At 70.5% G+C, this 11,738-nt stretch carries 10 protein-coding genes and 1 pseudogene; 6 read left to right on the forward strand and 5 right to left on the reverse strand.

Annotated features, from left to right (window positions below; all coding sequences use genetic code 11):
- Positions 1 to 214, forward strand: a 214-nt coding sequence (locus V7050_RS12195; RefSeq protein WP_324410591.1) for a DUF6127 family protein, incomplete at its 5' end; no start/stop codon positions are given.
- Between the two features lie 69 nt (positions 215 to 283).
- The gene (locus V7050_RS12200) at positions 284 to 889 is read left to right on the forward strand and encodes a D-Ala-D-Ala carboxypeptidase family metallohydrolase (RefSeq protein ID WP_324366263.1); all 606 of its coding nucleotides are present in this window, start codon (positions 284 to 286) and stop codon (positions 887 to 889) included.
- A gap of 50 nt (positions 890 to 939) precedes the next feature.
- Here V7050_RS12200 and V7050_RS12205 read toward each other — a convergent pair whose 3' ends face one another.
- The 5 genes from V7050_RS12205 to V7050_RS12225 form a co-directional block, all read right to left on the reverse strand.
- Positions 940 to 3,189, reverse strand: coding sequence for a glycoside hydrolase family 2 protein (locus V7050_RS12205; protein ID WP_324410593.1), 2,250 nt, complete (start codon positions 3,187 to 3,189; stop codon positions 940 to 942).
- A 10-nt stretch (positions 3,190 to 3,199) separates the two neighbouring features.
- Positions 3,200 to 5,278 carry an alpha-galactosidase gene (locus tag V7050_RS12210; RefSeq protein WP_324366267.1) on the reverse strand — a complete coding sequence of 693 codons (2,079 nt, stop codon included), beginning with the start codon at positions 5,276 to 5,278 and terminating at the stop codon, positions 3,200 to 3,202.
- Positions 5,275 to 6,120, reverse strand: coding sequence for a carbohydrate ABC transporter permease (locus V7050_RS12215; RefSeq protein WP_324366269.1), 846 nt, complete (start codon positions 6,118 to 6,120; stop codon positions 5,275 to 5,277). Before V7050_RS12215 ends, V7050_RS12210 begins: the two co-directional genes overlap by 4 nt.
- A 4-nt stretch (positions 6,121 to 6,124) precedes the next feature.
- Entirely contained in the window at positions 6,125 to 7,054 is a 930-nt protein-coding gene (locus tag V7050_RS12220; RefSeq protein ID WP_324366271.1) for a carbohydrate ABC transporter permease, read from the reverse strand.
- Between the two features lie 88 nt (positions 7,055 to 7,142).
- Positions 7,143 to 8,384, reverse strand: a complete 1,242-nt coding sequence (locus V7050_RS12225; protein ID WP_324366273.1) for an ABC transporter substrate-binding protein — start codon at positions 8,382 to 8,384, stop codon at positions 7,143 to 7,145.
- 134 nt (positions 8,385 to 8,518) lie between these two features.
- Between V7050_RS12225 and V7050_RS12230 the strand changes: the two genes are divergently transcribed.
- From V7050_RS12230 to V7050_RS12245, 4 genes and pseudogenes are all read left to right on the forward strand, one after another.
- Complete coding sequence (locus tag V7050_RS12230) at positions 8,519 to 9,334, forward strand: IclR family transcriptional regulator (RefSeq protein ID WP_324366275.1); 816 nt, start codon at positions 8,519 to 8,521, stop codon at positions 9,332 to 9,334.
- Positions 9,322 to 10,443: an ABC transporter ATP-binding protein gene (locus V7050_RS12235; RefSeq protein WP_324366277.1), complete on the forward strand. Its 1,122-nt coding sequence runs from the start codon at positions 9,322 to 9,324 to the stop codon at positions 10,441 to 10,443. Before V7050_RS12230 ends, V7050_RS12235 begins: the two co-directional genes overlap by 13 nt.
- A gap of 3 nt (positions 10,444 to 10,446) precedes the next feature.
- Positions 10,447 to 11,376 carry a 2-dehydro-3-deoxygalactonokinase gene (locus V7050_RS12240; RefSeq protein ID WP_324366279.1) on the forward strand — a complete coding sequence of 310 codons (930 nt, stop codon included), beginning with the start codon at positions 10,447 to 10,449 and terminating at the stop codon, positions 11,374 to 11,376.
- Positions 11,373 to 11,738, forward strand: a pseudogene (locus tag V7050_RS12245) (2-dehydro-3-deoxy-6-phosphogalactonate aldolase); the annotation flags it as partial. The gene V7050_RS12240 and the pseudogene V7050_RS12245, both read left to right, overlap by 4 nt.

The raw sequence follows: 11,738 nt of genomic DNA on the forward strand, positions 1-11,738 counted from the left end.
CGAGGCGGGTGCGCGCCGGGCGCTCTCCGACGTCGGGCTCGGTGGCAACGATGCCGTGCTGACCATCCACGACATGCGCTCGCTCCTGGAATGCATCAGCTTCGTGCGCCGCACTGCGGTGCAGACCGCGGTGCACGTAATCACCACCGGCATCCTGATCGCGCTGCTCGCGGGCATCGCCATGAAGCTCCGGTGGTTCGGCCCGAACCCGTGACCTGACCAGCCTCACTTCGCATCCGTCCCGGCCCGCCCTTGGCGGGCTTTCTTGTTTCCGGAGGACTCCATGACTCTCTATTCGCACTGGTGCGACGTGCCGGCGGCCGCCTGGCGCTGGCCGAACTTCTCGCCGGCCGAGATCGCCTGCCGCGGCACCGGCAAGCTGCTCGTGAACGAGGCGGCCCTCGACAGGCTGCAGGCGCTGCGCGACCGGCTCGGCAAGCCGCTGATCGTGCGCTCCGCCTACCGCAGCCTCAAGCACAACCGTGCCGTCGGCGGCGCGAAGCGCTCGAAGCACATGGGGGGCATCGCCTTCGACATCGCCATGGCGAACCACGATCCGGAGGTGTTCGAGGCGGCGGCGCGCGCGGTCGGGTTCAAGGCCTTCGGATGCTACCCGCGCCCGGCTTCATCCACATCGATTTCGGTGCGGCGCGGAGCTGGGGCGAGTGGTTTCCGAAGTGGGCGCCGCCTTCGCTGCGGAGACGCCACCGGCGCGCGATGTGCTGGCCGAGCGCTGCACGATGAAGGGGCGGACGGGGTCGCGACGATCGGCGCCGCCGGCGTCGAGGTGGCGCAGGAGGTGCTGGCGGAGACGCAGGGCGCGATCCCTGCCGCTGGTGTCAAACCTCGATGCATCAAGCCGCCACGGATCGACCGAGACGGGACCTGATTGCTCGACGAGTGGCGCCCTGCGCAGCGCGCCGCGATCTCCGGGGGCTCTCAGCCGGCGACGGCTTCGAGCGCGAGGTGGACCGAAGCGAAGCGCGGGGACGACACCTCGAGGCCGATCGGTCCCGCCGCTCCGAGCGTCTCCAGACAGAACCCGGTCGTCCCTCCCGTGAGGGTCAGCACCTCGGGACCGATCACGCGCGCCGGCCCGGTCACGCGAACCGTCACCGGGTCGTGCAGGAAGGGCAGCAGAGAGCCGGCTTGATCCAGCGCCCGCACGATCACCCGCACGGCGTCCTTCTCCGACGCGAGAAGCCGGTGGTCGTCCGCCACGACCTCGAGCCGGGTCGCGACCGGGTCGGCGACCATCCGCAGCTCGGCCACCACCTCGCCGCCGATCAGCCCGCGCAGGGTGAGACCGGCCCAGCTCTCGCCCCACAGCCCGAGCTCGTCCGGCGAGAAGTGCCGGTGGTCGATGACCACCGGGGCGTGCGGCAAGTGCGGATAGGCCTCCCGGTCGGGCGCGATCCGCTTCACGAGCGCGCTGCCGTAGCGGAACTCGACCTCGTCGCAGTTGGTGAGCACGATGAGCGGCAGCGCCCCGCCAATGTTGCGCTCGCCGCGTGCCCAGTAGGTCACGGGCTTCATGACGATGCCGTCGGCGGGATCGGCCTGGCTCGCGTAGACCCAGGCGGCGAACTTCGGCTCGCGGTACATGTCGAGCACGCCGTGGTGACAGATGCGGTCGCCCGAGCCGAAATCCTTGTGGGTGTTGTAGTCGAACATGCACCAGCCGATGCAGCCGGCGATCTCGGGATCGCCGTAGGCCGCGTTCAGCACCTGGAGGTAGCGGGTGACGTGCTCGGCCTGGCGCTGCTCGTGGTCGCCGCGCTTGGTCGGGAACATGTGGCCATTGAACTCGGTGATCAGGTACGGCACCGGGCGGGAGAGGCCGGTGACCTCGGCCCGGGGCCGCAGCGGGACGCGCCCGCGGTTGGCGCCGGGCAGCTCCTCGGAGCCGAGGCCGAAGTCGTTCATCGTGTAGACGTCCTCGAGCAGCTCGCTGTCGGTGATGTAGCGCACGCCCCCGGTCGGCCGGGTCGGGTCGAGCGCGCGGGCGAGGCGGTTCGTCTCGACATAGAAGTCGTGGCTGTCCTGGGACTCGTTGATGCGCACACCCCAGATCACGATCGAGGGGTGGTTCCAGTCGCGCTCGATCATGCGGCGGACGTTGGCGATCGCCTCGCGCTGCCAGGCCGCGTCGCCGATGTGCTGCCAGCCGGGGATCTCCTCGAAGACCAGCAGCCCGATGCGGTCGCAATGGTCGAGGAACCACGGCGACTGCGGGTAGTGCGAGGTGCGCACGAGGTTGCACTTCAGCTCGTGCTTGAGGATCTCCGCGTCGCGCTCCTGGGCACGCCGGCCCATGGCGTATCCGACATGGGGCCATGCCTGATGGCGGTTGAGGCCGCGGATCTTCAGAGGGCGCCCGTTGAGGCGAAAGCCGTCGGGCGTGAACTCGGCGCTGCGGAACCCGAAGCGCGTGACCAGCCGGTCGGAGCCGCCAAGGCTGTCGAGCACGACCTCCACGTCGTAGAGGGCCGGATTGTCGATATCCCAGAGCGCGACGCCAGCGAGTCCCGCCATCTGGAGCGTCACCGCGTCGCCCGCGAGCGGCGCGTCGGCACGGGCGATCTCCCGGCCGTCGGGATCGAGCAGGCGGACGGCGAGCGTGCCGCGCCCCGCATCGCCGGCGTTGCGGATCGCGCAGCGGACGGACAGCGACCTGGTGTCGGCGAGCACGTCGCGGGCCTCGATCTTCACCCGTTCGATCGAGACCCGGTCCACGACCTTGAGCCAGACGTCGCGGTAGATGCCGGCGTAGGTCAGATAGTCGATCTGGCCGCCGAACGGCGGGATGCCGGGGTTCTCGCTGCCGTCGATCCGCACCGTGACCAGGTTTCCGCCGCGCCGCAGGTGCTCGGTCAGCCTCGCCTCGAACGGCGTGTAGCCGTCCAGGTGGGCCGCCACCTTCTCGCCGTTCAGGTAGACGACCGCGTCGGCCATGGCGCCGTCGAAGACCAGCGAGACCTCGCGGCCCTCGAATGCGTCGCTCCAGGCGAGCACCTTCTGGTAGCCGAAGGGGCGCTGGTAGACGGTCTCGTCGAAGTAGGCGAGCGGCAGCTCGACGGCGGAGTGCGGCAGCCTGACGGCCTGCCCGGGCCGAGGCTCCGTCATCAGTTCGTCGTCGAAGCCGTCGTGGAAGACCCAGCCGTCGTTGAACGCGGTCAATGAACGCATCGTCGCTCCTTCACAGAGTCCGCCCCTCGATGACCCACATGGTCGCGGGCCAGGCGACGGGCAGGGTGAGGCCGGCGGCCATCAGCGCCGAGCCGGTCAGGGTGACCGGGCCCGCCTTCAGCGCCACGGGGCCGCGGCTCTGGGGCGGCGCGTCCTCGGGGTTGGCGAGGCGCATCTCGTAGCGGGCGGCCGGGTCGAGGCCGGTCAGGCGCAGCGGCCGGGGCAGGATCTGGGGCGAGGAGGCGGACCGGCCGGCGAAGGCGACGAAGCGGCGGCCGTCCTCGGCGCGATGGAGCTCGGCGGTCAGGGACGGGTCGCCGGTCGGGAGGCGCAGGATGTCGGCCCGCATCATCCAGCCCCGGTTCTGCTTCCACCAGGCGGTGACGCGGGCGAGGGTCGCCGCCTCGTCCTCGGTCAGCTCGCGCAGGTCCATCTCGAAGCCCATGTGCCGCTGGGCGGCGACCCAGGCGCGGAAGGCCATCGGCAGCGTGCGGCCGGAGGAGTGCGAGGTGCGCGGGCCGACGTGGCTGCCGGTGACGGCGGCGGGCAGGATCAGCGCCGCCTCGTGCTGCATGCGCAGCCGCTCGATGGCGTCGTTCGAATCCGAGAGCCAGATGCGGCAGGTGCGGGCGAGGATGCCGAAGTCGATGCGGCCGCCGCCCGAGGCGCAGGACTCGATCTCGACAGCGGGGTGGGCGGCGCGGAGACGGTCGAGCAGGTCGTAAAGCCCGCGGGCCTGCGCGGCGTCGACCACGGGCAGGAGCCGGTTGTGGTCCCACTTCAGGTAGTCGATCGGGTATTCGGCGAGCAGGGCGGAAAGGACGCCGAAGAGGTGGTCGCGCACCTCCGGCTTGCCGAGGTCGAGAACGAGCTGGAAGCGGCCGAGGGTCTGGTCGGCGGGGCCGAGCGCCCAGTCGGGATGGGCGCGGTTAAGCTCGCTGTCGGGGTTGACCATCTCGGGCTCGACCCAGAGGCCGAAGGCCATGCCGCGGCGGTGCACGTGCTCGATCAGCGGCGTCAGGCCTTGCGGCCACTTGCGCCGGTCGACCTGCCAGTCGCCGAGGCTCGAGGTGTCGTCGTCGCGGCGGCCGAACCAGCCGTCGTCGAGCACGAAGCGCTCGGCGCCGAGCGCGGCCGCCCTGTCGGCGATGGTGGCCAGGCTGTCGAGGTCGTGGTCGAAATAGACCGCCTCCCAGCAGTTGTAGTGGACCGGGCGCGGGCGGGCGCGGTCGGGCCAGGGCGCGAGGCGGTCGCGCACCAGCCGCTGGAAGACGACGGCGACGCCGTTGAGGCCCTCGGTCGAGAAGGCTGCGTAGAGCGGGGCGGTGGCGAAGCGGGTCCCGGGCACGGTCTCGCCGCCGGTGGCGTTGCCGAACTGGATCTGGCGCCGGCCGTCGGCGAGCTCCTCCGCCACCATGCGGTGGCCGCCGGACCAGCCGTAGGCGAGGGCGTGCACCTCGCCGGTGGTGTCGCTGGCGCCGAGGCCGGGAAAGAAGGCGAAGGGCGGGTGCTCGTGGCCGGATCGGCCGGTGCGGGCCTCGCGCGCCCGCATGCCCGGCGACCAGGGCGTGCGGACGATCTCGAGCTCGCGCGTCCAGCGGCCTGCGAGGTCGATGATCTCGCCCGCGAGCTGCGGTCCGGGGACGACTGGGGCCGCCAGCCAGCGGAGGCGGATCGGCAGCCGCGACTCGAGCTCCGCGCGCAGCACCAGGATGCCGTGGCCGTCCGCGGCGATCCGGGCGCGCCAGGTCAGCCCGAGCCCGGGGTCGCGGCAGGTGATCGCGAGGCCCTCCGGCCCTTCCGCGGCGTCCTCCAGGCGAAGGAGCGGAAGGAGGGCCCGGCCCTCGGCTTCGGCGATGTCGAGGCCGGGCTGGCCCTGGAAGCTCAGCCGGGCCTCGGGGCAGAGAGAGAGCGGCGGCAGCGCGTCGAGCATGCCGCCCGACAGGTCGCCCGCGCCGGCGCGCGCCAGCTCGGCGAGGTCCTCGCCGGGGGCGAGCGGCGCGCCCCAGTGCACGATCCAGGGGACGCCGCCGTCCGAGGCCAGCGCGAGGGTCTGGCGCCCGTCGTCGAGGCGCCAGGTCCGGATCACTTCACCGCGCCGAGCGTCAGGCCGGCGATGAAGTGGCGCTGCATCAGGAAGAACATCAGCACCGGCGGCAGCGCGGCGACGATCGAGCCGGCCGAGACGAGCTGCCAAGCGGCGATCCACTGGCCGTTTAGCGCGTAGAGCCCGGCGGTCACCGGCTGGCTCGCGGCGCTCTGCGTCAGGACCGTCGCCCAGAAGTAGTCGTTCCAGACGAAGGTGAAGACCAGGACGGCGAGCGCGGCGAGGGCCGGCCGCATCAGCGGCAGCACCACGTACCAGAAGATGCGGACCTCGGAGACGCCCTCGACCCGCGCCGCCTCGATCAGCTCGCGCGGCAGGGCGCGGATGAAGTTGCGCATGAAGAGCGTGCAGAATCCGGCCTGGAACGCGATGTGGAAGAGGACGAGGCCGCTCGTCGAGTTGTAGAGGCCGAGCTGCAGCGTCAGGTTCCGCACCGGGATCATCAGGATCTGGGCCGGCACGAAGTTGCCGGCGACGAACAGGAAGAAGATCAGCAGGTTGGAGCGGAACTTGTAGATGCCGAGCGCGAAGCCGGTCATGCACGAGAGCGCGACCGCGCCGATGACCGCCGGAATCGTCACCTTGAACGAGTTCAGGATGTACTGTCCGATCGGGGAGTTCGTGAAGACCTCGACGTAGTTTTGCCAGGCGAAGGCCGAGGGCCAGCCGAAGTAGTTGCCGGCCGCGAGATCGCTCGACGGTCGGACCGAGGTGACGGCGACGCCGAGGAGGGGCAGGAGCCACAGCAGCAGCGCGGCCGGCAGCGCCAGCTTGTAGAGGAGCTGCGTCGTGGGCGCGGTCTGTTCGATGGGACGGGGGAACATCTCGTCAGCCCTCGCGCTCGTCGCGGACCATCTTCCAGATGAAGCCCGAGATGAAGATCATCATGATGAGGAAAAGGACCGTCGCGATCGCCGCGCCATAGCCCATGCGGTAGCCGTACTCGCTGAGCGCCTGCTCGTACATGTAATAGGACAGCACGCGCGACGATCCGTAGGGCCCCCCGCTGGTCATGATCGAGACGAGGTCGAAGGAGCGCAGCGCCCCGATCACCGTGACGACGACGGCGATGAAGGTGGCCGGGCGGAGCTGCGGCAGGATCACGTGCCAGAGCATGCGCCAGCCCTTGGCGCCGTCGAGCCGCGCCGCCTCGACCTGCTCGGGCGCGATGTTGTTGAGCCCGGTGAGGTAGAGGATCATGCAGTAGGCGACCTGCGGCCAGAGCCCGGCGGCGATGATGCCGTAGGTGACGAAGCGCTCGTCGGCGAGAACCGCCACGCCGGTGCCGGTCACGGCCTCGATCAGCTTGTAGAATAGCCCGAAGTTCGGAGCGTAGAACCAGGAGAAGATCAGCCCGACAACGACCTGGCTGATCACGAACGGGAAGAAGAAGAGCGACTTGTAGACGCGGATGCCGGTGACGGTCTGGTTGAGGAAGATCGCGATCAGGAGTCCGGCCGGCGGCGCCAGCATGTAGAGCACCAGCCAGATCACGTTGTTCTTGAGCGAGGTCCAGAAGGCGTCGTCGGTCCAGAGCTCGACGTAGTTGGCCCAGCCGAGCCAGGTCCGCGCCCCGAGGCCGTCCCAGTCGTAGAAGCCGAGCCAGAGCGACTGCACGATCGGGATCAGGACGTAGACCGCGAACATGAACAGCCCGGGCGCGAGGAAGATGAGGGGCGCGATCCGCTGCTGGTTGCGGCGCCACCAGGAGCGGCTCGGCGCCTCGGTCCGGGAAAGGGGGGGATGGGCTACGGCCATGGCCACCGGCCTCCGGGCGGGCCGCCGTCCGGGGGCGGCGGCGTGGGTGGGGGTGGGCGCGGCCGAAGGCCCGGCCGCGCCCCGGCGATCACTTGTAGACGCGCCCTCGCGCCGCTTCGAGCCGCTTGAGGATGTCGTCGAGCTTGTCCGGCTTGATCATGAACTGCTGGAAGCCCTCCATGGCGATCTTGGCCATCTCGGCCGGCGCGTCGCGGTCGAAGAACTGCGCGATGCCGCCCTCGGTGGTCGAGAGGAGCTCGAAGCCCGCCTGGAGGTACGGATCGTCGCCGACCTCGCTGTCCTTGTTGATCGGCAGCTGGCCGAACGCCTCGTTGATCTTGGTCTGCACCTCGGCCGTGGCGAGATAGGCGAGGAACTTCTTGGCGTCGTCGGGGTTCTTGGCGCCGGCGGTGATGTGCACCGAGTCGATCGGCGCCTCCTCGGCGCGGGGGACGTCGGGGGTTATGGTCGGGAAGGGCATGAAGCCGAGGGTCTCGTCGGTCATGCCGCCGTCCTTGAAGTAGGGCACCGCGAAGTTGCCGATGACGAAGTTCGCGGCCTTGCCCTGCACGAGAAGCGCGGCGGCGTCCTGCCAGTCGACCGCGGCGTGGTTCGCGACGACGTAGCCCGGCTCCACCAGCTTCGCCCACTCCGTGAAGGTCGCCTTGACCCGGTCATCGGTCCAGGGGACCTCGCCGTTGGTGAGCGCCATGTGGAAGTCGTAGCCGTTGGTGCGCAGGTCGAGGTAGTCGAAGATGCCTGCGGCCGGCCACAGCGCCTTGGTGCCGGTGGTCACGCAGTCGATGCCGGCCTCCTTGAACTTGGCGCAGTTGGCGATGAACTCGTCCCAGGTGCTCGGAACCTCGGCCCCGACCTGATCGTAGAGCGTTCGGTTGAAGTAGATGCCCCACTGATAGTAGGTGTAGGGCACCCCCCACTGCTTGCCGTCGAGGGTCATCGAGGGCAGCGCGGAGGCGAGCGATTCCGCCAGCCCGTGCTCGGCCCACACGTCCGACACGTCCATGAACTGTCCGCCATTCACGAAGGGGGCCATCCGGTTGCCGGCGTACCAGTTGGCGATATCGGGCGGATCGGCGGTCAGGAAGTTGCGGATCGCGGTCTTGTATCCCTCGTGATCGAAGTTCTGGAAGACCACGTCGATGTCCGGGTTGGCCTTCTCGAATTCGGCGATCGCCGTCTGGAAGGCGGCGAGCGGCGCGGGATCGAAGTCGCCGTAGTAGGTCAGCGTGCGCTGCTGCGCGGTCGCGGGCACGGCCACCAGCGCGCCCGCCGCGAGCGCGAGGAGGCTGGAACGGGACAGAAGGCGCATCAAGGTCTCCCCCAAGTTTTCCACTATCTGGATCATAGTTTTGATTGTTGAAAACTATGCGCGACTCATATTAAGCTTGTCAACAGGCGAGAACGAGGGCTGGCGCGCAGCGCCGGACGACGACGGGGGGATGGATGGCCGGCTCCGGTCACCGCGACGGCACCGTAGGCAAGGCGCTCGACGAGATCGCCTCGCTCGGCCGGCCGGTGCGCTTCGCCGAGCTTCACGCGCGCGCCCGCTACCCGAAGGCCACCCTCTACCGTTTGCTGCAGACCCTGACCAGCCAGGGCATGCTCGTCTTCGGCCCCGAGGACAACACCTACCGGCTCGGAATGCGGCTGGTGCGGCTGGCGCACTCGGCCTGGGAGCAGTCCTCGCTGGCGCCGATCGCCCGGCCGCACGTCGACCGGCTGTCCGCGCTGACCGGCGAGACGGTGCATCTGGCGCAGCTCGACAACGGGCACGTGCTCTACGTCGACAAGCGCAACGCAGCGCGCCCGGTCGAGATGTTCAGCAAGGTGGGCAAGATCGGCCCCGCCTACTGCACCGGCGTCGGCAAGGCGATGCTCGCGTGGCTCGACGACGCCGCGCTCGAGGACGCCCTGCGCCGGCAGGCCTTCCACCGCTTCATGCCGAACACGCTGACCGATCCCCAGGCGCTCCGGGACGAGCTCGCCCGCATCCGGACCGCGGGCGTCGCCTTCGACCGCGAGGAGCACGAGCCCTGCATCATCTGCGTCGCCGCGCCGATCCTCACGGGGCGCGGCCGGATGATCGGCGCGGTCTCCGTCACCTCGACCACCGAGCGCCGCCGGCTGGACGAGCTGGCCGCGCTGGCGCCCGACCTGCGGACTACCGCCGCCGCGATCGCGGCCGAGGCGGAGTCCTGGCAATTCCCAACCGCGCTTCCCCCCGAACCCCGACAGGAGACCACAGCATGTCCGGTGTGACGCTGAGCGACGTCCGCAAGAGCTATGGCGACACCAAGGTGATCCACGGTGTCGACCTGCAGGTCGACAACGGCGAGTTCTGCGTGTTCGTCGGCCCGTCGGGCTGCGGGAAGTCGACGCTCCTGCGCATGGTCGCGGGGCTCGAGGAGACGACGGCCGGCAGCATCGCCATCGGCGGGCGCGACGTCACCCGGCTCGACCCATCCGAGCGCGGGGTCGCGATGGTATTCCAGACCTACGCGCTCTATCCGCACATGACGGTGGCCGAGAACATGGGGTTCGGCCTGCGCATGAACCGGGTGCCGAAGGCGGAGATCGACACCAAGGTGCGCGAGGCGGCCGGCATCCTTCGCCTCGACGCCCTCATGGAGCGCAAGCCGAAGGCGCTCTCGGGCGGCCAACGCCAGCGCGTGGCAATCGGGCGCGCGATCGTGCGCGGACCGGAGGTGTTCCTGTTCGACGAGCCGCTCTCGAACCTCGACGCCGAGCTGCGCGTGGAGATGCGGGTCGAGATCGCGCGGCTCCACCAGGAGATCGGCGCGACGATGATCTATGTCACCCACGACCAGGTCGAGGCGATGACGCTCGCCGACAAGATCGTGGTGCTGCGCGCCGGCCGGATCGAGCAGGTCGGCGCGCCGCTGACGCTCTACGACGACCCCGACAACGTCTTCATCGCCGGCTTCATCGGCAGCCCGAGGATGAACATGCTCGCGGGCGAGGTCGTCGGCAACGACGCTGCGGGCGTCACCGTGCGCCTCGACGGCGTCGAGGCCGACCCCTTCACGATCCCGCTCACCGGTGTCGCCGCGGCGCCGGGGGCGAAGGTCACCGTCGGCATCCGTCCCGAGCATTTCACCGTCGAAGGCTCGGCCCGGCTGCGGCTCGAGACCGACGTCGTCGAGCATCTGGGTGGCGAGTCCTACATCTATGCCCACAACCGCACCGGCCAGCGTGTGATCATCAAGACCACCGGCGTTCGCGACCAGCGATCGGGCCAGCCGGTCGCTCCGGCCTTCCATCCGGCCTCCGCGCTGCTTTTCGACACCGACGGCCTTCGCCTGCGCGGCACCGCGGTGTCCGCGCAGCCCAGCCTCGTCGCCAACTGACGAATGGCGGCGACCGAACCCTCCGAGCCCGCCCTGGTTGCGCTCGACTGGGGCACCACCTCGCTCCGCGCCTGGCTGCTCGACGGCCGCGGCCGCGTCCTCGACAGCGCCCGGGCGCCGCGCGGGGTCATGCAGGTCGCGGGGGGCGACTTCGCCGGCGCGCTCGGCGACGTCACCGCCGCCTGGCCGTCGCTGCCCGCCATCGCCGCCGGCATGGTCGGCAGCGCCCAGGGCTGGGTTGAGGCGCCGTATCTGCCGTGTCCGGCGAGCCCCGGCGACCTCGCGGGCGCGCTGGTGCAGGCGCCCGGCCGCGAGCTCTGGATCGTGCCTGGCGTCCTGCGTCCGGGTGACCGTCCCGACGTTATGCGCGGCGAGGAGACCCAGATCGCCGGGGCCCTCGCGCTGCGGCCCGACCTGGCTGCCGACGCTCGCCTCGTCCTCCCCGGCACCCACTCCAAGTGGGCGCGCGTCTCCGCCGGCCGTGTTGCGAGCTTCACCACCTACATGACCGGCGAGCTCTTCGCCGTCCTGCGCGACCATTCGATCCTCGGCCGCACGGCCGGTTCAGGTCCGGGACGCGACGGGGACGCGGCCTTCCTGCGCGGCGTCGACGCTGCCCGGAAGGCGGACGGGATCGCGCCGCTCTTGTTCTCCGCGCGGGCGCTCGTCCTGACCGGCGGCATCGCGCCGGCAGACGCCCTCGACTACCTCTCGGGCCTCTTGATCAGCGACGAGCTGCGGTCCGCCCTCGCTGAGCCGGGCGGTGCGCCGCTCCTGATCGGCGAGCCGGCGCTCTGCGCCCGTTATGCCCGTGCGCTCGCGCGCTTCGGCGTCGACGGAGCGGAGGCCATCCCGAACGCGGCTGTCGCCGGACTGTGGTGCATCGCGTCCGCGGCCGGGATCGTAAGCCCCACGAAGACGGAGGTCGCATGACGTTGCTTGCCCCCTATCTCGAGCGGCTGCCGCTGGTCGCGATCCTGCGTGGCGTGACGCCCGCCGAGGCGGTCGGCATCGGCCGCGCCCTCGTTCGCGCCGGCTTCTCGATCATCGAGGTGCCGCTCAACTCGCCCGATCCGATCGAGAGCATCCGCCGGCTCGCGTCCGACCTCGGCCCCGACACCCTCGTCGGCGCCGGAACCGTCACCGCACCCGCCGACGTCGAGGCGGTGGTCGCGGCGGGGGGCCCCCTCATCGTCCTGCCCCCCCCGGGTGTTGCGGTGAACCCCGCCGCCCAGGCGGCCGGGGCCGCCTGCACCCCCCGGATCTCCACGCCCACCCAAGGCTTCCCCGCACTC

The sequence above is a fragment of the Amaricoccus sp. genome (genome assembly GCF_036846665.1).
Taxonomy (GTDB): Bacteria; Pseudomonadota; Alphaproteobacteria; order Rhodobacterales; family Rhodobacteraceae; genus Amaricoccus.

Coding starts and splice junctions, on each gene's coding strand:
- V7050_RS12200 (WP_324366263.1), top strand. CDS start 284: ATGACTCTCTATTCGCACTGGTGCGACGTGCCGGCGGCCGCCTGGCGC.
- V7050_RS12205 (WP_324410593.1), bottom strand. CDS start 3,189: ATGCGTTCATTGACCGCGTTCAACGACGGCTGGGTCTTCCACGACGGC.
- V7050_RS12215 (WP_324366269.1), bottom strand. CDS start 6,120: ATGTTCCCCCGTCCCATCGAACAGACCGCGCCCACGACGCAGCTCCTC.
- V7050_RS12220 (WP_324366271.1), bottom strand. CDS start 7,054: ATGGCCGTAGCCCATCCCCCCCTTTCCCGGACCGAGGCGCCGAGCCGC.
- V7050_RS12225 (WP_324366273.1), bottom strand. CDS start 8,384: ATGCGCCTTCTGTCCCGTTCCAGCCTCCTCGCGCTCGCGGCGGGCGCG.
- V7050_RS12230 (WP_324366275.1), top strand. CDS start 8,519: ATGGCCGGCTCCGGTCACCGCGACGGCACCGTAGGCAAGGCGCTCGAC.
- V7050_RS12235 (WP_324366277.1), top strand. CDS start 9,322: ATGTCCGGTGTGACGCTGAGCGACGTCCGCAAGAGCTATGGCGACACC.
- V7050_RS12240 (WP_324366279.1), top strand. CDS start 10,447: ATGGCGGCGACCGAACCCTCCGAGCCCGCCCTGGTTGCGCTCGACTGG.